This window comes from Kitasatospora sp. NPDC093806 (genome assembly GCF_040683335.1).
GTDB lineage: Bacteria > Actinomycetota > Actinomycetes > Streptomycetales > Streptomycetaceae > Kitasatospora.
The window spans coordinates 38,267-61,405 of the sequence record NZ_JBFBDO010000043.1 but is presented as its reverse complement, the minus strand read 5'-3'; the positions used below and the strand labels follow the sequence as shown (position 1 = coordinate 61,405).

At 74.8% G+C, this 23,139-nt stretch carries 23 protein-coding genes and 1 pseudogene; 6 read left to right on the top strand and 18 right to left on the bottom strand.

Annotated elements, in window-relative coordinates; translation table 11 throughout:
• The 10 genes and pseudogenes from AB0N76_RS21090 to AB0N76_RS21045 form a co-directional block, all read right to left on the bottom strand.
• Positions 1-324 (bottom strand): annotated as a pseudogene (locus AB0N76_RS21090) (hypothetical protein); the annotation flags it as partial.
• Positions 325-500: 176 nt separating this feature from the next.
• The gene (locus AB0N76_RS21085) at positions 501-1,511 is read right to left on the bottom strand and encodes an ABC transporter substrate-binding protein (RefSeq protein WP_363559018.1); all 1,011 of its coding nucleotides are present in this window, start codon (positions 1,509-1,511) and stop codon (positions 501-503) included.
• A gap of 104 nt (positions 1,512-1,615) precedes the next feature.
• Positions 1,616-2,308, bottom strand: a complete 693-nt coding sequence (locus AB0N76_RS21080; protein ID WP_363559017.1) for an ABC transporter permease subunit — start codon at positions 2,306-2,308, stop codon at positions 1,616-1,618.
• Positions 2,305-2,973: an ABC transporter permease gene (locus AB0N76_RS21075; protein ID WP_363559016.1), complete on the bottom strand. Its 669-nt coding sequence runs from the start codon at positions 2,971-2,973 to the stop codon at positions 2,305-2,307. Before AB0N76_RS21075 ends, AB0N76_RS21080 begins: the two co-directional genes overlap by 4 nt.
• The gene (locus AB0N76_RS21070; RefSeq protein WP_363559015.1) at positions 2,963-4,066 is read right to left on the bottom strand and encodes an ATP-binding cassette domain-containing protein; all 1,104 of its coding nucleotides are present in this window, start codon (positions 4,064-4,066) and stop codon (positions 2,963-2,965) included. Before AB0N76_RS21070 ends, AB0N76_RS21075 begins: the two co-directional genes overlap by 11 nt.
• A 218-nt stretch (positions 4,067-4,284) precedes the next feature.
• Complete coding sequence (locus AB0N76_RS21065) at positions 4,285-4,674, bottom strand: rhodanese-like domain-containing protein (protein ID WP_363559014.1); 390 nt, start codon at positions 4,672-4,674, stop codon at positions 4,285-4,287.
• A complete protein-coding gene (locus tag AB0N76_RS21060) occupies positions 4,668-5,213 on the bottom strand; it encodes a cysteine dioxygenase (RefSeq protein ID WP_363559013.1) in 546 nt (181 codons plus the stop codon). The genes AB0N76_RS21065 and AB0N76_RS21060 overlap by 7 nt, the downstream gene beginning before the upstream one ends.
• Before the next feature lie 188 nt (positions 5,214-5,401).
• Positions 5,402-5,479 carry a putative leader peptide gene (locus tag AB0N76_RS21055; protein WP_101948289.1) on the bottom strand — a complete coding sequence of 26 codons (78 nt, stop codon included), beginning with the start codon at positions 5,477-5,479 and terminating at the stop codon, positions 5,402-5,404.
• Between the two features lie 47 nt (positions 5,480-5,526).
• Positions 5,527-8,025: a hypothetical protein gene (locus tag AB0N76_RS21050; protein WP_363559012.1), complete on the bottom strand. Its 2,499-nt coding sequence runs from the start codon at positions 8,023-8,025 to the stop codon at positions 5,527-5,529.
• A complete protein-coding gene (locus AB0N76_RS21045; protein ID WP_363559011.1) occupies positions 7,917-8,807 on the bottom strand; it encodes a hypothetical protein in 891 nt (296 codons plus the stop codon). The genes AB0N76_RS21050 and AB0N76_RS21045 overlap by 109 nt, the downstream gene beginning before the upstream one ends.
• 366 nt (positions 8,808-9,173) lie before the next feature.
• Here AB0N76_RS21045 and AB0N76_RS21040 point away from each other — a divergent pair, with 366 nt between their 5' ends.
• From AB0N76_RS21040 to AB0N76_RS21030, 3 genes are all read left to right on the top strand, one after another.
• A complete protein-coding gene (locus AB0N76_RS21040; RefSeq protein ID WP_363559010.1) occupies positions 9,174-10,016 on the top strand; it encodes a nitrilase-related carbon-nitrogen hydrolase in 843 nt (280 codons plus the stop codon).
• Between the two features lie 11 nt (positions 10,017-10,027).
• Entirely contained in the window at positions 10,028-11,458 is a 1,431-nt protein-coding gene (gene hydA, locus AB0N76_RS21035; protein WP_363559009.1) for a dihydropyrimidinase, read from the top strand.
• A gap of 152 nt (positions 11,459-11,610) precedes the next feature.
• Positions 11,611-12,639, top strand: a complete 1,029-nt coding sequence (locus tag AB0N76_RS21030) for a TIGR03842 family LLM class F420-dependent oxidoreductase (RefSeq protein ID WP_363559008.1) — start codon at positions 11,611-11,613, stop codon at positions 12,637-12,639.
• Positions 12,640-12,646: 7 nt separating this feature from the next.
• Here the strand turns inward: AB0N76_RS21030 and bla are convergent, their stop codons facing one another.
• Together bla and AB0N76_RS21020 are read right to left on the bottom strand one after the other, a co-directional pair.
• Positions 12,647-13,636, bottom strand: coding sequence for a class A beta-lactamase (bla, locus tag AB0N76_RS21025; protein WP_363559007.1), 990 nt, complete (start codon positions 13,634-13,636; stop codon positions 12,647-12,649).
• 67 nt (positions 13,637-13,703) lie between these two features.
• Entirely contained in the window at positions 13,704-14,963 is a 1,260-nt protein-coding gene (locus tag AB0N76_RS21020; RefSeq protein ID WP_363559006.1) for a glycosyltransferase, read from the bottom strand.
• Between the two features lie 198 nt (positions 14,964-15,161).
• On the opposite strand from AB0N76_RS21020, the gene AB0N76_RS21015 reads away from it, so the two are divergent.
• Complete coding sequence (locus AB0N76_RS21015; RefSeq protein ID WP_363559005.1) at positions 15,162-15,428, top strand: GlsB/YeaQ/YmgE family stress response membrane protein; 267 nt, start codon at positions 15,162-15,164, stop codon at positions 15,426-15,428.
• A gap of 59 nt (positions 15,429-15,487) precedes the next feature.
• Here AB0N76_RS21015 and AB0N76_RS21010 read toward each other — a convergent pair whose 3' ends face one another.
• The 6 genes from AB0N76_RS21010 to AB0N76_RS20985 form a co-directional block, all read right to left on the bottom strand.
• Entirely contained in the window at positions 15,488-16,399 is a 912-nt protein-coding gene (locus AB0N76_RS21010) for an ADP-ribosylglycohydrolase family protein (protein ID WP_363559004.1), read from the bottom strand.
• Between the two features lie 123 nt (positions 16,400-16,522).
• Entirely contained in the window at positions 16,523-17,113 is a 591-nt protein-coding gene (locus AB0N76_RS21005; RefSeq protein WP_363559003.1) for a TetR family transcriptional regulator, read from the bottom strand.
• A gap of 155 nt (positions 17,114-17,268) precedes the next feature.
• Positions 17,269-18,282: an aldo/keto reductase gene (locus tag AB0N76_RS21000; RefSeq protein ID WP_363559002.1), complete on the bottom strand. Its 1,014-nt coding sequence runs from the start codon at positions 18,280-18,282 to the stop codon at positions 17,269-17,271.
• Positions 18,283-18,351: 69 nt separating this feature from the next.
• Complete coding sequence (locus tag AB0N76_RS20995) at positions 18,352-18,849, bottom strand: (4Fe-4S)-binding protein (RefSeq protein WP_363559001.1); 498 nt, start codon at positions 18,847-18,849, stop codon at positions 18,352-18,354.
• Positions 18,849-19,151, bottom strand: coding sequence for a GNAT family N-acetyltransferase (locus AB0N76_RS20990; RefSeq protein WP_363559000.1), 303 nt, complete (start codon positions 19,149-19,151; stop codon positions 18,849-18,851). The genes AB0N76_RS20995 and AB0N76_RS20990 overlap by 1 nt, the downstream gene beginning before the upstream one ends.
• Before the next feature lie 48 nt (positions 19,152-19,199).
• A complete protein-coding gene (locus AB0N76_RS20985) occupies positions 19,200-20,045 on the bottom strand; it encodes a methyltransferase domain-containing protein (protein WP_363558999.1) in 846 nt (281 codons plus the stop codon).
• Between the two features lie 158 nt (positions 20,046-20,203).
• Between AB0N76_RS20985 and AB0N76_RS20980 the strand changes: the two genes are divergently transcribed.
• Positions 20,204-21,724, top strand: coding sequence for a histidine kinase (locus AB0N76_RS20980; protein ID WP_363558998.1), 1,521 nt, complete (start codon positions 20,204-20,206; stop codon positions 21,722-21,724).
• Positions 21,721-22,380 (top strand): response regulator transcription factor, encoded by a 660-nt coding sequence (locus tag AB0N76_RS20975; protein ID WP_363558997.1) that lies wholly within the window; start codon positions 21,721-21,723, stop codon positions 22,378-22,380. The genes AB0N76_RS20980 and AB0N76_RS20975 overlap by 4 nt, the downstream gene beginning before the upstream one ends.
• The last annotated feature ends 759 nt before the right edge of the window (positions 22,381-23,139 follow it).

Genomic DNA, 23,139 nt, shown 5'->3' with positions numbered 1-23,139 from the left:
CGAGCGCCAAGCCGTCCGCGCCGGGGACGACCGGCACCGCGCCCACCCCGGGCGCCCGGTCGCGGGCGCGCCGGTGGAACCGGCACCGGTGCCGGACGCGGAGGCAGCGGCGGAGGCGGCCGGGACGTCCGGCGCGGTGGTCGCGGCGGGTACGGAGGCGGATGCCCCGGCGTCGGACGGCGTACTGGGGGCGCCGGAGACGGTGCTGCCGGATGCGGTGGCGCCGGCCGCGGTGGCGCCGGTGCCCGAGCCGGAGCTGGAACAGGCGGCGAGGCTCACCGCGGCGAATGCCGTGAGGGTGGCGGCGAGGAGACGAGTGCGCATGTCGTCACACTGTCATGTTCGCGCCGTTCTAGGGAAGATCTGCCGGAGCCGGGATCGGCACCCGGTGCCGACCGTTGGCACCGTGCGGGGCCGTCCTCCCGACCGGCCCCGCACGACGCCTCACGGCTCTCTGATCACGACTGCCCGATCACGGCATTCCGATCACGACGCCCGGATCAGGACAGCCCGTTGCTCTTCAGCCAGTCCTTGGCCACCGCCGACGGGTCCTCCTTGTCGACCGCGACCTTCTTCATCAGCGCCAGCAGCCCCGCCGTGTCCAGCTTGGCCGACACCGCGTCGAGCGCGGCGCTCGCCGTCGCGTCCACCTTGGCCTTGTTGACCAGCGGGGTGACGTTCTGCGCGCCGAACAGGTTCTTCGGGTCGGTGAGCGGGACGAGCTTCAGCTGGGAGATCTTCGGGTCGGTCGAGAAGACGTTGCCGACCTGCACCGAGCCGTCCTTGACGGCGTTGGCGGTGGTCTCGCCGGTCGGCTTCCACTCCTTGAAGGTCAGCCCGTAGACGTCCTTGAGCGGCTGCTCCTGGCGGCTCTTGAACTCCGGCGGGCCGCCGATGGTGAACTCGCCCGCCTTGCCGGCCAGGTCGGCGATGCTCTTGAGGCCGTACTTGTCGGCGGTCTCCTGGCTGACGCTCAGGGTGTCCTTGTCCTCGGCGGGGGAGGACTTCAGGATCGCGAGTGTGGCCGGCAGCGTCTTCGTCAGCTCGGCGTTGACCGCCTCCGTGGTTGGGGCGGCGGCCTTGCCGCCGAGGTAGGCGAGCAGCGCGCCGTTGTACTCGGGCAGCACGCCCAGGTTGCCGCTCTGCAGCTGGCCGTAGAGCACCTCGCGGCTGCCGATGTTGAACTTCTCCTCGACCTTGACGCCCTTGGCCTTGAGCGCCTGCGAGTAGATCGAGCCGAGCAGCACGTTCTCCGGGAAGTTGGCCGAGCCGATCACGACCGTGCCCCCGGCGCCGCCGGAAGCGCCGGAAGCGGTGCCGGGCGCGGTGCCGGAGCCGCCGGGTGCGGAGGAGGACGCGCCGCCGCCCAGCGGGTCGCCGCCGGAGGAGGAGCAGGCGGTCGCGGTGAGGGCGAGCGTGGCCAGCGCGGCGAGGGCGGCGGCCCGGCGGCCCCCGGCCCTGCGCGGCGCGGGCGGAGTCGCGGTTGCGGGTGACGCTGTCGATGCCGACATGGTGATACGGGTCCTCTCGGGGTGGGTGTCTCGCGTGGTCGAAGCGGCAGTGGAGGTGGGAGTGGCAGTGGAGGAGTAGGTGGAGGTGGCGCCGGAGGTGGCGGTCACGACGGTTGCCGGGCGGCGGCCCGCTGCTGGGCGCGCAGCCCGGGCGGCAGCGCGTACCGGGCGAGCAGCGCGAAGAACAGCTGGGCGGCGACGGCGAGCAGGACGACCAGCAGCGCGCCGCCGACCGTCACCGCGTAGTCCCGGGTGGCCAGCCCGTCGATGACGTAGCGGCCGAGGCCGCCCAGTCCGACGTACGCGGCCACCGTCGCGGTGGCGATGACCTGCACGGTCGCGGTCCGGAAGCCGGCCAGCAGGGTCGGCAGCGCGGACGGCAGGCAGACCTGCCACAGCACCTGCGGGTGGGTCAGCCCGACCCCGCGCGCCGCGTCCCGCACGTCCGGGTCGGTGCCGCGCACCCCCTCGACGGCGGCGACCAGCAGCGGCGGCGCGGCGAGCGCGACCAGCGGGATGAGGACGGCGGTGTCGCCGACCCCGGCGAGCAGCACCGCCAGCGTCACCAGGCCGAGCGTCGGCAGCGCGCGGGCGGCGCCGGCCAGGGCGGTCACCGCGGTGACGCCGCGTCCGGTGTAGCCGATCAGCAGGCCGAGCGGGACGGCGAGCAGGGCGGCGTAGAGCAGTGCCTCGCCGGAGAGCAGCAGGTGTTCGGCGATCCGGTTCAGGATCGAGTTCGGACCGGTGCGGCGGTCCGGGGCGGAGAAGAAGTCCCCCAGCCAGGTGAGCCAGTTCATCGGCCCGCTCCCTTCTCCCGGACGGCCCAGGGGGCGAGCAGTCGCCGGGCGCCGACCAGCAGCAGGTCCACGGCCAGGGCGAGTGCGGCGATCAGGACGATCCCGGCCACGATCGGGGTCGGGAAGGTGCGCTGGAACCCGTCGATGAACAGGTAGCCGAGCCCGCCGCGGCCGACCAGGGCGCCGACCGAGGCCAGCGAGATGCTGGAGACGGCGGCCACCCGCAGGCCGGCCACCAGATAGGGCACGGCGGCGGGCAGTTCGACGGCGGCCAGCCGGTGCCAGGGCCCGTAGCCCATGGCGGTCGCGGCCTGCCGGACCGGGTCGGGGACGGCGCGCAGCCCGTCCACGGTGGTGGGCAGCAGCACGGCGAGCGCGTAGAAGGTGAGCGGGACCATCACGGTCGCCTGGGTGGCCAGCCCGGTGTACGGGATGAGCACGACGAAGACGGCCAGCGAGGGCAGCGCGTAGACGATGTTGAAGACGGCGGCGAGGGGCTGGTAGAGGCGGGGGAAGCGGGCGCAGGCCAGGCCGAGCGGGATCGCGAGCAGCAGGCCGATCAGGACCGGGAGCAGTGCGATGACGGCGTGGTCGGCGAGCAGGTCGCCGAGGTAGCCGATGTGGTCGCCGATCCAGTACCAGCGGACGATCGGTTCATCGTCCACCGCCGGCTCCGTCCGTCTCGGTTTCGGCGGCAGCCTCCGCCTCTGTGGCGGGGGCGGCCGGGGCGGCGGCGAGCGCGGCCAGGACGGCCTCGCGGTCGGCCGTGCCGGTGGCCCGGCCCTCGGCGTCCAGGGCGACCGCGACCCCGGTCGGGGAGAGCACGACGGCGTCCAGTGCCCCGCGCAGGGTGTCGGTCCCGGGGCGGAACGCGGGCGCGGGCTGCAGGGCGGTGCCCGTGGCGTCCCGGTCGATCCAGCCGATCGGGCGGCGTTCGTCGTCCAGCGCCAGCTCCCACCCGCCGAAGCGCAGTCCGTCGCGTATGGGTCGGACGGCGATGGCGGCGGCGGGGCGCAGGCCGAGTCCGCGCAGCCCCCGGTCGCGGCCGAGGAACGCGGCGACGTCCTCGTCGGCGGGCGCGGTGAGCAGCGTGTGCGGGTCGGCGAGCTGGGCGATCCGGCCCCGTTCGCGCAGCACCACGACCTGGTCGCCGAGCCGGACCGCCTCCTCGATGTCGTGTGTGACGAACAGGACGGTCTTGTGCAGCTCGGACTGGAGGCGGAGCAGCTCGTCCTGGAGCCCGGCGCGGACCACCGGGTCGACGGCGCTGAACGGCTCGTCCATCAGCAGTACCGGCGGGTCGGCGGCCAGCGCGCGGGCGACGCCGACGCGCTGCTGCTGCCCGCCGGAGAGCTGGAACGGGTACCGCTTGGCGGTCTCCGGCGCGAGCCCGACCAGGTCGAGCAGTTCGGCCGCCCGGGCGCGGGCCTTCTTCCGGTCCCAGCCGAGCAGGTAGGGGACGGTCGCGATGTTGTCGATCACCCGGCGGTGCGGGAAGAGCCCGGCCTGCTGGATCACGTACCCGATGCCGCGCCGCAGCTTGGCCGGGTCCAGCCCGGCGACGTCGGCGCCGTCCAGCAGGACCCGGCCCGACGTCGGCTCGACCATGCGGTTGACCATGCGCAGCAGGGTCGTCTTCCCGCAGCCGGACGGGCCGACCAGGACGGTCGTCCGGCCGGTGGGTACGTCGAGGTCGAGGCCCTCGACGGCGATGGTGCCGTCGGGGTGGCGCTTGCCCGCGCCGTCGAATCTGATCACGGGGGGTTTCCTCGTCTCGGCGGTCCCGGCGGTGCGGCGCCGATGGTGTGCAGCGGTCGGTCTCGCGGTCTGCTCAGCGGTCGGTCGGCTTAGCGGTCGGTTGGTCGGTCGGTCGGTGGTTCGGTGACGTTTTGTCGACAAACGGTGGCGCACGGGACGACACCGCATCAGGCACAACTCGGTTCAGCCTATGACCTGACTAACCCGCTGTCCCTGATTTACCGGGACCCGGGAGTGGTCGGCAGCCCGGCCGCCGCCCAGCCGACGAAGCCGCCGTCGAGGTCGGTCGCCCGGTGCAGGCCCAGCTCACGCAGCGAGGCGGCCGCCAGACTCGACGCGTACCCCTCCGAGCAGAGCACGATCACCGCCAGGTCGTACCCGGTCGCCTCCGGGATCCGGTGACTGCCCGTCGGATCGAGCCGCCACTCCAGCACGTTGCGCTCGATGATCAGCGCGTCCGGGATCTCCCCCTCGGCCGCCCGCTGCGCCGCCGGGCGGATGTCCACCAGCAGCGCGCCGTCACGCTGGGCGCGGTACGCCTCCTCGGCGCGGGGCCGGTGGATTCCGTCGCGGGCGCGCTCCACCAGGTCGTCGATCGTGGTCACCACTGTTCGGGTCCTTCCTCGGAGGTGCGGACCAGGCCACCGGCCCGCAGGTCGTAGTGCGCCATCGAGCTGAGCGGCGGCGAATAGGCGTGCAGGGTCACGGCCGGCCCGGACGCGGTGTTGCGGACGTCGTGCACGTACTCGGGGCCGAACGCGCGGACGGTGCCGGACTGGAGCCGGCGGATCAGCAGGCCCTGCTCGGGCCCGCCCAGCGACAGCTCCTCCAACTCGCCCAGCGCGACGGTGAACGCGCCGCGCGAGCCGCCGTGGTCGTGGAACCCGGTGGACTGGCCGGGCAGCCAGCTGATCAGCCAGACCTCGTGGTCCTCGTCGGCGTCCAGCCGCCGGTACCAGCGCTCCTCGGTGGAGAGCCGGACGTGGTGGATCCACTGGTCGGGCTGTTCGGCCAGGTCGCGGACGATCGCCCGCAGGGCGCTCGGGGTGAGCGGCACCCGGGTCTCCCCGCCGGGGGGAGCGGCGGCCGGACCAGAGTCAGGGGCGTCGGGGACAGGGTTGGCGGAGGTGGCGAGCTCCAGGCTCATACGGGTGTCCTCGGAGAAGGCGGGAGCTGGGCGGGCGGTGCCGTGCGCAGCGGTGCGGAGGGGTGCGCGCCCGACCGGTGGAGACGGCAGGCGGCACGGTCACGCCGGGCGGGGGCGTGTCAGGAGTGCGGGTGCGCGGCGCGGGCCCTGGCAGACGTCACAGGGAGGGGCCGACGGGAAAGGACAGGTCAACAGGCACAGATGGAACTCGCCTGGCGTCGGAGATCGACGTGCAGGCGGCAGACCAGAGTGGTGCCGGAGTCCATGCGCCGGATCCTTCCCGACGGAGCGGGCGCGAGTCAAGCGAGAAGCGTCAGCGCCGGGTGTCGCGCCGCTGGTCGGGCGGGGTGGGACTCAGGTCGTCGGCCGCCGCCGCGACGCGCCCCTTCGCCGCGTCGGTCGACGGGTCCTGCTCCGCCTCCGGGACCGGCGCGGGCGCCGGAACGGTCCGCCGAGCATCGGCCCCCGCCCCGTCCTCCGCCCCGCCCCGCGTGCTGTCCCCCGCCCCGTCCCGCTCGTCGGCCTCCGCCAGGACCGCCGCGACCACCGGCGCGGCCTGTTCGCCCAGGTAGCGGCCGAGGGTCTGGTACGCGTCGAACTGCCGGTGGTCGAACCACTGGTCGCTGGTGCTGTCGTTCGGGAAGACCGGATCGCCCACGGCGTAGGCGTGCAGCTCGTACGGCATGTCGGGGGTGAGCACGGCCTGCGCGACGATCAGCGTGCCCCGCCGGCCCGCCGCCGCACCGGCCGGGTCCCCGGAGCCCTCGGAGGTCTCCGCGCCCTCGGCTCCTTCGGCGCCCCCGAGGTCCAGCGGCCACGGGTACTCGATGTCGCCGACCACCACCGCGCGGGCGGAGAGCCGGTCGGCCAGGTGCGCCGCCAGGCCGCGCAGCGGCGCGCGTCCGTCCCGCCCGTCCCGCCCGTTCCCCGCGCTGCCCGGGATCAGCAGTTCGGGCTCGCGCAGGGTGATGATGATGCCGAGCTCCTCCCGGGCCAGGGTGATCGCCGCCGCCAGCGTGGTCGCGAAGGCGGAGTCGCCGCTCGCGTCGATGCAGACGGCCGTCCGCACACCGTGCCGGAGCAGCTCGACCAGTCCGAGGTTCTCGTAGTGCCCGCCGTCGGTGGTGAGCAGGAACCGGGCGTCCATCGGGTACCGTCCGCAGGCCTCGCGCAGCTGGTACGGGAGCCGGCGGACGGCGGGTTGCGGCGCGTACCGCCAGTCCCGGTCGGCCGCCCAGAGCGGGCCGAGCGCCGCCGGGTTGGGCAGCCAGGTGCCCAGCCGCGCGTTGGTGACCGCGAACAGCCCCTGGTAGGCGCGGGACTGACGGCCCATCGCGGAGGAGAACGCCGCGCCTGAGACGGCCATCGCGGACTGCACGGTGAGGTCCCGGGCGATGTGCCGGCGAGTCCGGCGCTCCAGCAGGTCGGTGCGCGCGTACCCGACGTCCGGCCCGCCCACGTAGTCGGACGAGAAGGTGAACGACACCGCCCGCCGCCCCGGTGGGGTGCGCGCGCTGCCGGAGAGGTTGGCCGCCGCCGCGAAGATCACCTGGGGGAAGTCCGGGTGCCGGGCGCCGTAGTGGCTGAGCCGGGTCTGTTCGCGGAAGAAGTGGTACGGCCGGGCCAGCGACTCCCCGCCGCCGCTCCCACTCCCGTCCCCGCCGTTCTCGACCACCCGGCGGACGGCGAAGGCCGAGGCGAGTCGGCGCCGGTAGAACGGGTGCAGACCCATCCAGGTCTGGTCGAGGTTGAATCCGACCGTGACCAGGACCAGTGGCAGCAGCACCTGGACGGCGGCCGGCCAGTGGTGCCCGGTGGCCACGGCCCACCCGAAGGTCAGCAGGGTGCCCACGGAGAGCGCCGTCAGCGCCGACCAGAGCACCAGGTACTCGGCGATCCGCCCGGTGCGGCCGCCGCCGACCCGTCGGGCCCCGCGCACCAGCCCGCCGAGCACGGCCGCGCCCTGCTCGATGGCGTGGCGGCCGTGCCAGAGGATGCCGAGCAGCAGCGCCAGGTAGCTGAGCAGCACGGTGAGGCTGATGCCCGCCCCGGTCCGCTGGGCGCCGACCGCGAGCGTCTGTTGCAGTCGGACCGCGCCCCAGGCCAGGCCGGGCACCGCCAGCACGCCGAGCGCGAGCAGCGCGGCCAAGGCGAGCGCGCCGTGCGAGAACCGGCGCAGGGCGCGCGGCAGCAGGGTGTTCCAGCCGAGCCAGGAGAAGGTCAGCAGCCAGAGCAGCCAGCCGGTGGCGGCGGCCGCGAGCAGTCCGGCGAGCGCCAACAGGGCCGGATCGCGCAGGACCAGCCCGGGAACGTGGCCGGCCGGCCCGCCGGCGGTGCCGGGACCGCCGGTGTGCAGGCCGACGGCGGCCAGCCCGTCCAGGTCGGTGAGCGGGACGAGGTGGTAGAAGCGGCTCAGCCCGAGGCCGAGCACCAGGACGGCGGCGAGCAGCAGGCCGAGCGCCGCGACCAGGCCGCGCAGCAGGGTGCCGAGCGCTATCAGCCACTCGCCGGCCCCGTCCGCCAGGTACTTGGAGTGGCGCCGGAGGTGGTCCTCCTCGGGCGAGCCGGGTTCGAGGACGGTGTCGGCGGTCAGCCCCGACCGCGCGTGGACCGGCCCGCCGGGCGCGGAGTCGCTCAGCGCCAGTTGCAGCGCGCCGACGGTGTAGCCGCCGCCGGAGACGGAGACCAGGTAGCGGGCCTGTTTCAGCCAGGGGCGGAGCGCCTGGAGCGCGCCGAGGGTGACGCAGGCCGAGCGGATGCCGCCGCCGGAGACGCAGAAGCCGAGCCGGGCGTGCTCGCGGCCCGGCGGCACCCGGGCGGCGTTGTGCCAGCGGGCCTGCCGGGTGAGCGGCCCGTGCTCCCGCCGTGGCCGGTCGCCACCGCGCGCGGCGGGCGGTGGCCGCCCGGCCGCCGTTCCTGGTCGGCCTGGTCGGCCCGGTCGGCCGGGTCGGCCTGGTCGGTCCGCCCGGCCTGGTCGGCCTGCTCCGCGTCCCCCGTGGGCACCGCTCCGTCGGGCCGCTCGCCGCCGTCCTCCGGCGGGCGCCGGAGCAGCCCGCGCACCGCCCGGTGCACGGTGGCGGCGCAGACGACCGCGGCGACCGCGCCCGCCGGCAGGAGCAGCAGCCACTTGACGGTGGCGAACGCGGCGGCCGCGGCGAACGGCGCGTCGCCGCCGGCCGGACCCGGGCCGGACCGGCCCAGCCCGGCGTCCAGCAGGACGTCCTCGGCGAGGTCGCAGGCCCCGGCCAGGACCCCGGCGAGGCCGGCCAGGACCGCGGTCAGCCGCCAGTGCGCCCGGGTGAACACGTACCCGCCGAGCAGCCCGGCCGCCGCCAGGGTCAGCGCGTAGCCGGCGATCAGCCAGAGGTCGGCGTCCAGCGAGGCGCGGAAGCCGTCCGCCCGGCCGGCGATCACGGCCTCGGCGGCGGACCGCGAGCCGGCCAGCTGGAGCCGGACATCCCGGGCGCCCTGGCCGGCGGGCGTCCAGCGGACGAACAGCAGCCAGCCCAGCGCGGCCGGCACGGGCGCGCCGAGCCCGAGCAGCACCCCGGCCCAGGGCGGCACCGCGGCCTTCCGGCCCGGCACAGCCGTCACGGCGGATCACCTCCCCCTGCGGTGACGGATCCGGCGGTAGCGGATCCTCCGGTGACGCACCCTCCGGTGACGAACCGGAGCAGCATCATGGACCTTCCTGCCCCGATCTGCACCACCTCGCGCATGGATTCACTCGAATGAGTAAGGAGTGTGCTCACGGGGTAGATGACCGTTTCATCCCACCTACGAGACCCCGCGTGTCCGCGTAACAAGACCGCCCCCGGCGCGTTACGTCCGACGTATTGTCAGGCGACCGAGGCCGGGCCTACGGTCGACGCACCAACTTTCTACGCACGTAGACCCCGTCAACCCTCAGACCGCGGGCCCGTACCCTCCCGGACGGGCCGCGGAGTTGCGGAGGTACCCATGTCGCAGATCGTCCGTGCCGCCCTCGTCCAGACCCGCTGGACCGGCGACCAGGAGAGCATGATCGCCCTCCACGAGCGGTACGCCCGCGAGGCCGCCGCCCAGGGCGCGAAGATCCTCGGTTTCCAGGAGGTCTTCAACGCCCCGTACTTCTGCCAGGTGCAGGAGCCCGAGCACTACCGGTGGGCCGAGGCCGTCCCGGACGGGCCCACCGTCCGCCGGATGCGCGAACTCGCCCGCGAGCTCGGCCTCGTCCTCGTCGTCCCGGTCTACGAGGAGGAGCAGACCGGCGTCTACTACAACACCGCCGCCGTGATCGACGCCGACGGCAGCTACCTCGGCAAGTACCGCAAGCACCACATCCCGCAGGTCAAGGGCTTCTGGGAGAAGTACTACTTCAAGCCCGGCAACCTCGGCTGGCCGGTCTTCGACACCGCCGTCGGCAAGGTCGGCGTGTACATCTGCTACGACCGCCACTTCCCCGAGGGCTGGCGCGCCCTGGGCCTGGCCGGTGCGCAGATCGTCTACAACCCCTCGGCCACCAGCCGCGGCCTCTCCGCCTACCTCTGGCAGCTCGAACAGCCCGCCGCCGCCGTCGCCAACGAGTACTTCGTCGCCGCCATCAACCGCGTCGGCACCGAGGAGTACGGGGACAACGACTTCTACGGCACCTCCTACTTCGTCGACCCGCGCGGCCAGTTCGTCGGCGAGCCCGCCTCCGACAAGGCGGAGGAACTCGTCGTCCGCGACCTCGACCTCGGCCTGATCGAACAGGTCCGCCAGCAGTGGGCGTTCTACCGCGACCGCCGCCCGGACGCGTACGGTCCGCTGACCCAGGCGTGAGGAGCAGCCCGATGACCACGCGCGACCCCGGCGCCCGCACCGTCGTCCGCGGCGGCCTCGTCGTCACCGCCACCGAGGAGCTCCACGCCGACGTCCTGATCGAGGGCGAGCGGATCGCCGCGCTCGCCGTCACCGGCAGCGAGGCCGCCGCGGCCTGGACCGCCGACACCGTCATCGACGCGACCGGTCACTACGTCATCCCGGGCGGCGTCGACGCCCACACCCACATGGAGCTGCCGTTCGGCGGCACGCACGCCTCCGACACCTTCGAGACCGGCACCCGCGCCGCCGCCTGGGGCGGCACCACCACCATCGTCGACTTCGCCGTCCAGCCCGTCGGCGGCGCCCTGCGCGAGGGACTCGACGCCTGGCACGCCAAGGCGGAGGGCAACTGCGCGATCGACTACGCCTTCCACACCATCGTCTCCGACGTCACCGACGCCGTCCTCAAGGAGATGGACACCCTCGTCGAATCCGGCGAGTCCACCTCCTTCAAGCTGTTCATGGCCTACCCCGGCGTCTTCTACAGCGACGACGGCCGCATCCTGCGCGCCATGCAGCGCGGTGCCGCCAACGGCGGGCTGATCATGATGCACGCCGAGAACGGCATCGCCATCGACGTCCTGGTCGAACAGGCCCTCGCCGCCGGACGCACCGCGCCCCGGGTCCACGGCGAGGTGCGGCGCGAACTCCTGGAGGCCGAGGCCACCCACCGCGCCATCAAGCTCGCCCAGGTCGCGGGCAGTCCGCTCTACGTCGTCCACGTCTCCGCCGCCTCCGCCCTCGCCGAACTCGCCCGCGCCCGCGACGACGGTCACCCCGTCTTCGGCGAGACCTGCCCGCAGTACCTCTTCCTCTCCACCGACAACCTCGCCGAGGAGGGGACGGACGGCTTCGAGGGCGCCAAGTACGTGTGCAGCACCCCGTTGCGGCCCCGCGAGCACCAGGCGGCGCTCTGGCGCGGCCTGCGCACCAACGACCTCCAGGTGGTCTCCACCGACCACTGCCCGTTCTGCTACACCGGCCAGAAGGAGCTCGGCCGCGGCGACTTCTCGAAGATCCCCAACGGCCTGCCCGGCGTGGAGAACCGGATGGACCTCCTCCACCAGGCCGTCGTGGACGGGCACATCAGCCGCCGCCGCTGGATCGAGATCGCCTGCACCACCCCGGCCCGGATGTTCGGCCTGCACCCGCGCAAGGGCACCGTCGCCCCCGGCGCCGACGCCGATCTGGTCGTCTACGACCCCACGGCCGTCCAGACCGTCTCGGCCGCCACCCACCACATGAACGTCGACTACTCGGCGTACGAGGGGCGCACCCTCACCGGGCGTGCCCGCACCGTCCTGTCCCGGGGCACCGTCGTCCTCGACCGGGGCACCTGGCTCGGCCGGGCCGGCCACGGCACCTTCCTGCGCCGGGACACCTGCCGGTACCTGGACTGACCCGGCGCCGTCCGACCGCTCCCGACTGCGCTCCGGCCACGTCCTGAACGCGTCCTGAACGCGTCCCGAACGCGTCCCGCCCGGGGGTCCGCTCCGGGCGGGGCCTCCCGCTGCTCTCCCCTCCGCCTCTCCCTCGACTTCCGGAGCCCGCCATGGACATCGGCCTCGTCCTGCAGACCGACCCGCCCGCCCGCCTGCTCATCGACCGCATGATCCGCGCCGAGCGGGCCGGCTTCAGCCACGGCTGGACCTTCGACTCCTGCGTCCTGTGGCAGGAACCCTTCGTCATCTACAGCCGGATCCTCGCCGAGACCGAAACCCTCACCGTCGGCCCGATGGTCACCAACCCCTCCACCCGCACCTGGGAGGTCACCGCCTCGCTCTTCGCCACGCTCAACGACATGTACGGCAACCGGACCGTCTGCGGCATCGGCCGCGGCGACTCCGCGATGCGGGTCGCCGGCCGCCGGCCCGCCACTCTCGCCCGGCTGTCCGAAGCCATCCACGCCGTCAAGGAGTTGGCCGAGGGCCGGACGGCCGAGGTCGACGGCACCGAGATGCACCTGCCCTGGGTCGGCGAAGGCGCCGCGCTGCCGGTCTGGATGGGCGCCTACGGACCCAAGGCGCTCGCCCTGACGGGCCGGCAGGCCGACGGCTTCATCCTCCAACTCGCCGACCCCTACCTCACGGAGTACATGGTCAAGGCCGTCCGCCGGGCCGCCGCCGAGGCCGGCCGCGACCCCGACGCGCTCACCGTCTGCGTCGCCGCCCCGGCCTACGTCACCGCCGACGACTCCCCGGCCGCCCTGGCCCACGCCCGCGAGCAGTGCCGCTGGTTCGGCGGCATGGTCGGCAACCACGTCGCCGACCTGGTCACCCACTACGGCGAGCACTCCGACCTCGTCCCGGAGGCCCTCACCGCCTACATCAAGGACCGCCAGGGCTACGACTACAGCCACCACGGCCGCGCCGGGAACCCCGACACCAGCTTCGTCCCCGACGAGATCGTCGACCGCTTCTGCGTCATCGGCCCCGTCGAAACCCACCTCGCCCGCCTCGAACAGCTCCGCGCCCTCGGCGTCGACCAGTTCGCGATCTACGCGATGCACGACGCGGTCGAGTCCACCATCGACGCCTACGGCACCGACCTCATCCCCCGGTTGCGGGCAGCGGATCGCTGACGCTGCGTCAGGTGCTCGAAGGGAGAGGGTTCCAAGGCCGCCGCAGCGCCGTTGCGAGGATCGCGGCCGCCTCGGCGAGCAGCGGCTCGTCGGCCGGTGCGGCGGGATCGGACTTGGTGGAGAGGACCGCCATCGCGATCGGCCCGTGGCCGGGCGGCCAGGCGACGCCGACGTCGTTGGTGGTGCCGTACCGGCCGGTGCCGGTCTTCTCCGCGACGGTCCAGCCGTCCGGCAGGCCCGCGCGCAGCCGGTGGCCGCCGGTGGTGTTGCGCAGCAGCCAGCCGGTCAGCCGCCGCCGGTCGGCGGTGTCGAGCGCGTCCCCGACGATGAGCCGGGCGTAGCCGCGGGCGAGGGCGCGGGGGCTGGAGGTGTCGCTCTCCCGGTCGGGTTCGGCGGAGTTCAGCGCCGGTTCCCAGTGGTCGAGCCGGGTGACCCGGTCGCCGAGGGAGCGGCAGAAGCGGGTGACCGCCGTCGGCCCGCCGATCTCGCGCAGCAGGAGGTTGGCCGCGGCGTTGTCGCTGTACTCGATCGCCGCCGCGCACAACTCCTCGACGGTCAGGCCGCCGGCGAGGTTCGCCGGCAGGCCGGTGATCGGCGCGTAGCCCGACTCCGTGACGTCCTGCTCGGTGTACCGGAGGCGCTTGGCGAGGAAGTCGGTCTCCTGGTGGGCGTCCTGGTGGGTGTCCTGGTTGTCGTCCCGGTCGAGGTCCCGGAGGACCGCGGCGACGGCGAACGTCTTGAAGGTCGAGCACATGGGGAACGGTTCGTCCGCGCGGTAGAGCACCGTCCGGCCGGTGACCGTGTCGTGCGCGGCGACGCCGAGCCGCGCCGCGTGCGCCCGTTCGAGGGCGCGGAGCCGCGCCGTGACGTCTCCGCCGTCCGCGCCGGTGCCCCGGGCGGAGGCTTGCTCCGCCGAGGTGAGCACGGTGCCGAGCGCGGCCGCGGCCGCTCCACCGAGCAGTCGGCGTCGCCTGGGGCGCGGGTCGATGGATGTCATGGGCGTCTCCTCGTCGTCGAGCCTGGGGCGGCCGAATGTCCAGCTGTGTGGCTGTCCGGCTGCCCGGCTATCCGGTCAGGCGGTCGATGGCGGTCAGGACCCTGGCCGGGCCGTCCTCGGCGGTGAGGGCGGTGGACAGGGCGCGGGCGCAGTGGCGGTGGTGGGGGTTGTCGAGGGTCTGGCGGATGGCGGTGGCGAGGCGAACCGGGGTCAGTTGGGCGAGCGGGACGGGGCCGGCGGTGGTGCCCAACCGGGCCAGCCGGGCGGACCAGAACGGGGCGTCCAACTGGGCCGGGACGGGCACGCTGGGCGTGCCGGCGCGCAGGGTCGCCGCCGTGGTGCCGGCGCCCGCGTGGTGGACGACGGCGGCCATCCGGGGGAAGAGCCAGTCGTGCGGGGTGTCGCCGATGGCGAGGACGTCGTCGTCATCGACGGCCTCGGCGCCGTCGCCGGGCACCGTGAGACCGCTCCAGCCGGCCTGTAGGACGACGCGGACGCGGGCGGCGCGGACGGCCGCGAGGACGGTCGCGGTGAGCCGTTCCGGGTCGGGGACGACGAGGCTGCCGAAGCCGATGTAGACCGGTGGCGGCCCGGCGGCGAGGAAGTCGACCAGGCGGTAAGGGGGTTGCCAGTCGGGATCGGGCCTCGGCCACCAGTAGCCCGTGATGTGGAGGGAGGGGCACCAGTCGGCGGGGCGGGGCACGACCAGCGGCGAGAAGCCGTGCAGGACCGTCCGGTTCTGCCGGGCGTCGGCCACGCTCCGCTGCGGCAGGTCGAGTTGGCGGCGCAGGCCGCGGACGGCCGGGGCGAACAGGTGGTCCACGGCGGCCTGGACGGCGTATCCGGCGAGCAGGTTGCCGGCTCCGCCGAGCGACTTGGTGCCGGTGACCGCCGGGGCGAACTCGCGGGTGGGGGAGAGGGGTTGGAGGTGCAGGGCGATCAACGGGATGCCGGCCGCCTCGGCGACCACCTGGCCGAGGTCGGCCGTGGTGCTGGTGGTCAGCAGGAGGTCGACGCCCGGTTCGGCCGCGGCGGCGATTCCGGCGCCGAGCGCGGGCATGAACGACCTTGCGAGGCCGACGAGTCGGAGGACGCCGAGCGGTCCGGGGCCGGCCCGCAGGAGCCGTTGGCCGCGTTCGGAGGCGAGTTCGGCGCGCGGGTCGACGGGCAGTGGCCGGAACTCCAGCCCGGCGGCGCGCACGGAGTCGGCGAAGGTGGTGTGGGTGGCGAGGGCCACCTGATGGCCGGCCGCGGCCAGTCGGGCGCCGAGCCCGGTGAACGGGGCGACATCGCCGCGCGAACCGGCGGTGGCGATCAGGATGCGCATGGCCGCAGTATCGCGGGGGCGCCGGGCGGGGAGAAGGGCGCCACGCCCGCCGCCGGGTCGGGCCTGGGCGGGCCGGGGCGGGCCCGGGCGTCCGGGCGGGGCGTGCGGCTCGCGGAACCGGGCGGCCGCGGTCGCGCGTCCCTCCAGGTGGTACGGCGTGCACGGGGCCGCCGTATCGCCGGGAAGGTCGGAGGACACATGAGCTTCGTCGCATGGATCGTGCTGGGCCTGGTGGCCGGAGCACTGGCCAAGTTCCTGCTGCCGGGCCGGGACCCGGGCGGCCCGGTGGTGACCACCCTGATCGGCATCGCCGGCTCCTTCGTCGGCGGCTGGATCTCGGCCACGTTCCTGCACCGGCCGGTGACGGCCCACTTCTTCGACCTCGCCACCTGGGCCTCGGCGATCGGCGGCGCCCTCGTCCTGCTCGTGCTCTTCCGGATCTTCTTCGGTCACTCCCGCAGCTGAGCCCGCGGCCCGCCCCCTGACCGCCCGCGAATCGGGGACGGGAGCCGGGTGGCGGGTGGTCAGCCGGCTGCGGCGGCCACCCAGGCGGGCAGGTCCTCGCGAGCCTCCAGCCAGGCGGCGGGCACCCCGGCCAGGCCGGTCCGGGCGGCGACCACGCCGCCGGCGATCGCGGTGGTGGTGTCCATGTCGCCCCAGCCCTCCAGGGTGTGCCAGAGGGCGTCGGGCAGCGAGTCCGGGTGCCCGGCGGCGGACCAGAGGGCGAACGGCACGGTGTCCGGCGCCGAGATCCGGTATCCGGAGCCGAGTACCTGCGCCGCGTGCCGGACGGAGGTGTGAGTCGGCAGTCGGGCGGCGATCCGCAGCCCCGAGCGCACCTCGCCGTCCGGCAGGTGGCCGGCCACCTCGTCGAGCAACTCGGCCCGCCCGGGCGGCTGTTGTCCCCGGCTGCGGGTGGCGAGCGCGGCCGCGAGCGCGACGGCGACCGCCCCGGCCACCGCCTCCGGGTGGAAGTGCGTGGTGCGGGCCTGGAGTTCGGCCTGGTGGGCGACGGTGCCGAGGTCGGCGGCGAACCACGCGCCGAGCGGCGCCACCCGCATCGCCGCGCCGTTCCCGTACGAGCCCTGGCCCCCGAACCGGCCGGCCGTCACCTCGCGCCAGTCGGCGCCCCCGTGGACCTCCCGCAACACCTCGTGCATGGACGGGCCGTACTTGCGCCCGTAGTCCGCGGTGTACTCCGCGGCGAACTCCCGGGCCAGCGCGTCCTGCCGGATCTCGCCGTGCTCGCGCAGGTGGTGGACCAGGACGAGCGCCATGGCGCTGTCGTCCGTCCAGTGCCAGGGCGCGGGCCGGACCAGCCGGGCCGCGAGCGCGGCGGGCGCCTCGTCGACGGGGACGGCGAACCAGCGGTCGCCGAACGCGTCGCCGAGGGTGAGGCCCTGCAGGCTGTCCAGGGCGGGGCCGGGGGCGCGCATGTCATCCTCCAGGTGAGATTGACCGTGCGTGCCAGTCTGCCGGTCGGCCGGGTGGGCGGCCAGCGGTTTTCGGCGCCCGTCGGGCCCTGGGCGACTCTGTGGCTCTGGCCGGCTCTGGGGCGCTCAGGGCTTGACAGCGAGGCCACCGAGGATGAGCTTCCAGACGGCCTCGAAGCGCTCCTCGACCACCGGGTCGGACCACTCGGCCGCGTGCGCCGGGTCGTGGAAGTGGGCGGTCGCCTCGAACACCGCGCGGGCGGTCGAGTTGATGTGGGCGAGCCGGAACTCCTTGGCCTCGATGCCCTCCTGGACGATCTGCGCGATCTGGTCGATCAGCGTGTTCAGGTGAGCCTCGACGGTGTTGCTGGTCTCGCCGACCAGCGTCATGTAGGTGGCGAACAGCTGCGGGTCGTCCAGCGCCTTCTTCCGCTTGGCGGCGAACAGCGTGGTCAGCCAGCGGTGCAGGCGCTCGGTGGCCGGGCCGGGCTCGTCGGCGATGAACCGCAGGTCGTAGTGGGCCTGGTCCAGCCAGCGCTGGGTGACGGCCTCGCGCAGGGCCGCCTTGCTCGGGAAGAAGCGGTAGACGCTGCCGTGGCTGACCCCGAGGGTGCGGGCGACGTCCACGACGGTGGCCTTGGCCGGGCCGAACCGCCTGAGGACGTCTTCCGTCGCGCTCAGGATCTGCTCGGCGGTGAGGGCGCTGTCCGTGGTCACGGGGAGGTACGTCCTTACGGGTGATGCGTCCGCCCGCCGGGGGTGGCGGGCGGACGACCGGTTGACGGGCGGGGCTGCCGGGCGGGCCCGGTGCTCGGTACGGGTGCGGACGGCCCCGCCCGACGGCGGGCGGCGGGCGCGGCTGGCGCCGCGGCTCAGCGCTCGCTGTCGAGATGGGCCATCTGGGCGGCAGCGTACCTGTCCCCGGCGGCGGACCCGGCGGGGACCGCTGCCTCGATGGCGGCGAGGTCCGCCGCGGTGAGGGCCACGTCCAGCGCGCCGAGCGCCTCGGCGAGGCGGTCGCGGCGACGGGCGCCGACCAGCGGGACGACGTCCTCGCCGCGCGCGGCGACCCAGGCGATCGCGATCTGCGCGACGCTCGCGCCCCGCTCGGCGGCGACCGCGCGCAGCGCCTCGACCAGCCGGAGGTTGTGGGTGAGGTTGTCGCCCTGGAAGCGCGGGCTGTGGCCGCGGAAGTCGGCGCCGGACAGCTCCCGGTCGTTCTGCCAGTGGCCGCTGAGCAGGCCGCGCGAGAGCACCCCGTAGGCGGTGACGCCGATGCCGAGCTCGCGGGCGGTGGGCAGGATCTCGGCCTCGGCGGCGCGGGAGAGCAGGGAGTACTCGATCTGCAGGTCGCTGATCGGGTGGACGGCGGCGGCGCGGCGCAGGGTGTCGGCGCCGACCTCGGAGAGGCCGATGTGGCGGACGTAGCCGGCCTGGACCAGGTCGGCGATCGCGCCGACGGTCTCCTCGACCGGGACGGCCGGGTCCAGTCGGGCCGGGCGGTAGATGTCGACGTGGTCGGTGCGCAGGCGGCGCAGGGTGTAGGCGAGGGCGGTCTTGGTGGCGGCGGGGCGGGCGTCGTAGCCGAGCCACTGGCCGTCCGGCCCGCGCTGGGCGCCGAACTTCACGCTGATCCGGACACTCTCGCGGTCGCGGCCGCGCAGCGCGTCGTGGATCAGCAGCTCGTTGTGGCCCATGCCGTAGAAGTCGCCGGTGTCGAGCAGGGTGAGGCCCGCGTCGAGGGCGGCGTGGATGGTGGCGATGCTCTCGGCCTCGTCGGCGGGGCCGTAGAGATCTGACATGCCCATGCAGCCGAGGCCGAGGGCGGAGGTGGTGGGGCCGGTCGCGCCGAGTGCGCGCTGGGGGAGGGGGGTCGTGGTGGGCATGCTTCTACGGTGCCACGACCGCTGACAGATTTCAAAATCTGTCATCTGAAATCTGTCAGCTGTCATTTGTCAGTCGTCCACCGGGCCGCCCTCGCCGCCGCACCGCCCGCTCCGGTCGCAGTACGGCTGTCCGGAGCTGCGGCCGCAGCCGCACAGCATCGTCCGCGGTGTCTCCCGGACCTCGCCGTCCGGGCCCGTCACCCGCAGCTCGCCCCGGAGCAGCAGCCGCCCGTCCGCCGTCCGCCGCACCGTCGTCGGCCGGTCCGGGATCTCCGTCGCGCCGTCCGCGCGCCGGTACGTCAACGCACCCGTCGGGCAGCGCCGCACCACCTCGGCGATCACCCCCGGCTCGGCCGCGTCCGGCATGATCCACGGCCGGCGCGCCGTGTCGAACACCGACGGCAGCCCGTGGACGCACTCGGCGGCGTGCCGGCAGACCTCGGGGTCGAAGGAGACGGCGATTCCCGGTGCCCGGTACGTCCGCGCACCGGGCCGGCGTCCGCCGGCCTCCCCGCCGCCGTCGGCCGCGTTGTCGCCGCCGCCGGTGTCGTCGTGGCCGCCGCGCATCAGTCCGCCACCCGGCTCCGGCTCTCGTACGCCAGATCGATGTACTCGGGGTGCCGGAGCATCCACCCCTTGATGAACGGGCAGGTCGCCAGCACGGCCAGCCCCCGCTTCCGCGCGTCGTCCAGCGCCGCCCGGGCCAGCGCTCCGCCGATGCCCTGCCCCTCGAAGGCGGGACCGACCTCTGTGTGCGGGTACACCACCAGCTCCGCACTGCGCAGGTACTCCGCGAATCCGGCCAGGGTGTCGTCGACCCAGGCCTCGAACCGGTCGGCGTCCTCGGCGTCACGAATCGTGACCGTCATCGGAGGCTCCTCACTGCTCGGCATGGAGCCGGGGCCGGCCCCGGTCCATCATCGAGCGGTCGCCGCCACCCCGCCCGCCGGACCGTCGGCGCCCGCAGCCAGGACGGAGCCGGCGGCGGTCCCGCAACTGCTCCGGCTCCGGCCGGGAGCGCGCAGCAGCTGCGCCCGGGCCGGCGGGACGTTGCGCCACACCGTCCGGCTCCCCAGCCCGTGCTCCTCCTCGAACCGCCGCAGCAGGCGCACCACCGCCCGGTGCCGAGCCCCCCGCCTCGGCCCCGACGTCACCAGGCGCGCCGCCGACGTCCCCAGGTAGCCGAAGTAGGTCAGCTCCCCGCCCGGCACCAGCAGCCGCAGGTAGAGGTCGAGGATGTGCCGCACCTCCTCCGGCTCGAAGTTGGTGAACGGAAGCCCGGAGACGATCACGTCGTACCGCTCCCGCTCCCGCTCCCCGTCCCGCTCCCGGCACTCCGGCAGGTCCTGCACCCGGCACGCCGACAGCCGCCACTCCAGGTCCGGTCCGCGCCGCGCCAGCTCCGGGTCCGCCCGCAGCCACTCCGCGAACCGCGGGTTGGCCTCCACCACGTGCAGACGGTCGCCCGCCCGCAGCACCCGGACCAGCCGCCGGGTCACCACCCCCGTCCCGGCCCCCACCTCCAGTACCGAGATCGGACGGTCCGGACGGCTGGTCGCCGGCACCACCAGGGCGTTGACGAGGTCCGCTCCGCTCGGCGCCAGCGCGCCGGTCAGCCGGAAGGTGCGGAGGGCCTCGGAGAGGAAGAACCACCGGTCGCTGCCGGGACGGGCGTCGGTGAGACGGGCGTCGCCGGGCCGGGCGTCGGCGGCGGCGGTGTCGGTACCGGGAACGGGCTCCGGGCTGAGCTGATCTGTCGTCATGGCACCGAAGCTACGGACGCCCGAACCGCCCCGAATCGGCCGACGGACCGCCCGTACCCCCGACGAAAGTCGAGGGTCCCCATGGACGTTCGTCAGGGGTCACGCCCCTGTGCCAAGCCGTAGCATCGGGCCCTGGACGGCGACGGGAAGGAGGCCCGATGAGCACGGACCAGCCCGCACGCCCGTCCCGCCGCCCCCGTCCCGCCGCGCTCGGCTGGTACGCGCCCGGTCGGAACCGCCTCACCGAGACGCTCCTGCTCGGGACGGTCCTCGTGCTCGCCGCCGAGGAGACCTTCGTCCAGTGGTACAACACCGAACTCCCGCTGCGCCCCCTGCGGATCGCCGGCGCCGCCCTCGCCTCGCTCTCCCTGCTCCTCGCCCGCCGCCACCCGGTCGCCGCGGCCGTGCTCCCCGCCCTCGTCAGCGGCCTGCTCAACCGGGCCTTTCCCGGTCTGTTCAGCGCCTACCACCTGGCCACGACGGGCCGCCCCGGTCCGGCCCTCGCCGTCGGCGCGGCCACCGCGCTGCTCAGCGTGGTCCGCGCCGAGTCCGTGGTCGCCTGGGCCGGCACCGCCGGGTCCCAACTGGTCGTCGCGGCCGCCGCGCTCTCGCTCGGGCTCTGGCTGCACGGGCGCCGCGTCCTGATCCGGACCCTGCACGCCAAGGTCGACGCGCTGCGCCGCGAGCGCGAACTCCGCGCCGAGCAGGCCCGCTCGACCGAGCGCGCCCGGATCGCCCGCGAGATGCACGACGTCCTGGCGCACCGGCTCAGCCTCCTCGTCCTGCACGCCGGTGTGCTGCGCGACCAGGCCAGGGCCGGCACGGTGGCCGACGACCCCGAGCGGCTCGCCCACCGCCTGGAGCTGCTCCGGGCCACGGCCGCCCGTTCGCTCGACGACCTGCGCGACGTCCTCGGCGCCCTCCGGGCGGACCCGTCCGAGTACGGCACCGGCACCGGCACCGGCGGCGAGGCGGTCGGGGGCGCGGCGGACTCCGACGGTCCGTCCGCCACCCTCCTCGACGGTGCCACCGCAGCCGACCCCGTCTCCGCCCCCGGTCCTCTTCTCGTCCCCCCGGCCGCGCCGGGCGGCGACAGACCGGACCCGGTCGCCGCGCCCGCCCTGCGCGACCTCGCCGAACTCGTCGGCGAGGCCACCGACGCCGGCCAGATCGTGGAACTCGCCCTCGCCGGCGACCCGGAGAGCATTCCGACCACCCACCGCCTGGCCGTCCACCGGGTCGTCCAGGAGGCGCTCACCAACGCCCGCAAGTACGCGCACACCGCGCCGGTCACCGTGCGCGTCCGCTACGGCGCACCGGCCACCACCGTCGAGGTGCACAACGGTCCCGGCGACCCGGCCCCGGCCGGCGCCTGCACCGGGGGCGGCTACGGACTGGTCGGTCTCGGCGAACGGGTCGGCGCACTCGGCGGGCACTTCGACGCCGGCCCCGACGGCCGGGGCGGATTCCGCCTCGCCGCCCGCCTCCCGGCGCCGCAGCGCCCGCCCGTCCGGGCACCTGACCGAGCACCTGACCGACCACCCACCCGGCGGCCCGCACGCCGATCCGAACACCGGCCGGAGCATCAGCCCGCGGATCAGTCCGAGTACCAGCCCGAGTCGTCCGCCCCGGCCGCGGTCCGATGGCCCGGCCCGATCCCACCGAGTGAGGCCACGTGATCCGCACCATTGTCGTGGACGATGACGCGCTGGTCCGGCTCGGCCTCGTCGACCTGCTCGCCCAGGACCCGGAACTCGTCGTGGTCGCCGAGGCCGCCGACGGCCTGGAGGCCGTCGAACTCGCGGGCCGCCGGCGCGTCGACGTCGCCCTCATGGACATCCGGATGCCCCGGCTCGACGGCATCGCCGCCACCCGCCGGCTGCGCGAGCTGCCCGACGGCCCGCGCGTCATCGCGCTCACCACCTTCGACCTCGACGAGTACGTCTACCGGGCACTCGCCGCCGGAGCCGACGGGTTCCTACTCAAGGACACCCCGCCCGCCGAGATCGCCCGCGCCGTCCACATCGTCGCGGGCGGTCAGGGCATGCTGCACCCGGCCGCCGCCCGCCGGCTGATCGACCGCTACCACCGCACCGGCGCACCGCGCGCGGTCGCCGCCCGCGGCCGGCTGGCCGGGCTCACCCCGCGCGAGACCGATGTGCTGCGCGAACTCGCCCTCGGCCTCTCCAACGCCGAGATCGCGGACGTCCTCGGGATGCGCGAGAGCACCGTCAAGGCGCACGTCAGCCGGATCCTGACCGCGCTGGGTGTGGGCAACCGGGTCCAGGCGGCGCTGCTCGCGCGGGACGCCGGGGTGGTCGACGACTTCACCTGACCGACCGTCGGCAACCGGCCCCAGGCCCCGGACCCGGCCCCGGCGCAGCCATCGGCCCGGCTCGCCCGCCGGGTGCCGGGCCACCGCCGGGCGCCGGTTCCGGTGGCCCCGTCGGCCGCGCGGGTCGGACTCCGGACGCTCCGCCCGATCAGGCGTCGTCCCGAACACAGCCTGGCTTGAACGCGCCTTGTTCGAGCACGCTCCGTCCGAACACAGCCCGCCCGACCGGGTTTGTCATGACTCGCCCCGGCTCGCACCCGCCCACACCGGCCGGATCCGACCAGGCTGTCACCGGGCCGTCGCCGGGATGCCGCCGAACCGTCGCCCGGCGGTCGCCGAGTAGTCCCGACCGCCGACTCGCCGTCACCCATCTGGCTTGGAAAAGCCGTGCCTTGGCGTCTTGCGCTGCCGAACCCCGGCGCCGGGTCCATGGTGGAGGTGGGCGCGATCCGGCGACCGCGCCCGCGTGCCGAGCCAGGCCCGCACGCCCTGCGCCGACCGCCGTCCCGCGGCCGCGCACCGCGGTGGATCCCGGTCCCGGCACGCTGGGAGCAGGGCCACCTCGCAGGAAACCGAACGGTTCTTCTAGGCTCACATCTCGGCTTCCCTGCGGTGGTGCGTCGTTCTGCGCCCACCGGACACGAAGCCGCCGTCCACGGTGGCTCCGGGACGATCGGGGCCACCGGATCGAGCGAGGAGGACGCAATGCCACAGACGCCGCCCAGCCGTTCCAGCGCACTTGGACCGGACGGACCCTTC

Bases quoted from the DNA above. Each gene is read 5' to 3' on its own strand.
- AB0N76_RS21055 (WP_101948289.1), bottom strand. From the start codon at position 5,479: ATGGACTCCGGCACCACTCTGGTCTGCCGCCTGCACGTCGATCTCCGA.
- AB0N76_RS21000 (WP_363559002.1), bottom strand. From the start codon at position 18,282: ATGCCCACCACGACCCCCCTCCCCCAGCGCGCACTCGGCGCGACCGGC.
- bla (WP_363559007.1), bottom strand. From the start codon at position 13,636: ATGACATCCATCGACCCGCGCCCCAGGCGACGCCGACTGCTCGGTGGA.
- AB0N76_RS21060 (WP_363559013.1), bottom strand. From the start codon at position 5,213: ATGAGCCTGGAGCTCGCCACCTCCGCCAACCCTGTCCCCGACGCCCCT.
- AB0N76_RS21015 (WP_363559005.1), top strand. From the start codon at position 15,162: ATGAGCTTCGTCGCATGGATCGTGCTGGGCCTGGTGGCCGGAGCACTG.
- AB0N76_RS21085 (WP_363559018.1), bottom strand. From the start codon at position 1,511: ATGTCGGCATCGACAGCGTCACCCGCAACCGCGACTCCGCCCGCGCCG.
- AB0N76_RS21030 (WP_363559008.1), top strand. From the start codon at position 11,611: ATGGACATCGGCCTCGTCCTGCAGACCGACCCGCCCGCCCGCCTGCTC.
- AB0N76_RS20980 (WP_363558998.1), top strand. From the start codon at position 20,204: ATGAGCACGGACCAGCCCGCACGCCCGTCCCGCCGCCCCCGTCCCGCC.
- AB0N76_RS21040 (WP_363559010.1), top strand. From the start codon at position 9,174: ATGTCGCAGATCGTCCGTGCCGCCCTCGTCCAGACCCGCTGGACCGGC.
- AB0N76_RS20990 (WP_363559000.1), bottom strand. From the start codon at position 19,151: ATGACGGTCACGATTCGTGACGCCGAGGACGCCGACCGGTTCGAGGCC.
- AB0N76_RS21080 (WP_363559017.1), bottom strand. From the start codon at position 2,308: ATGAACTGGCTCACCTGGCTGGGGGACTTCTTCTCCGCCCCGGACCGC.
- AB0N76_RS21020 (WP_363559006.1), bottom strand. From the start codon at position 14,963: ATGCGCATCCTGATCGCCACCGCCGGTTCGCGCGGCGATGTCGCCCCG.
- AB0N76_RS20985 (WP_363558999.1), bottom strand. From the start codon at position 20,045: ATGACGACAGATCAGCTCAGCCCGGAGCCCGTTCCCGGTACCGACACC.
- hydA (WP_363559009.1), top strand. From the start codon at position 10,028: ATGACCACGCGCGACCCCGGCGCCCGCACCGTCGTCCGCGGCGGCCTC.
- AB0N76_RS21010 (WP_363559004.1), bottom strand. From the start codon at position 16,399: ATGCGCGCCCCCGGCCCCGCCCTGGACAGCCTGCAGGGCCTCACCCTC.
- AB0N76_RS20995 (WP_363559001.1), bottom strand. From the start codon at position 18,849: ATGCGCGGCGGCCACGACGACACCGGCGGCGGCGACAACGCGGCCGAC.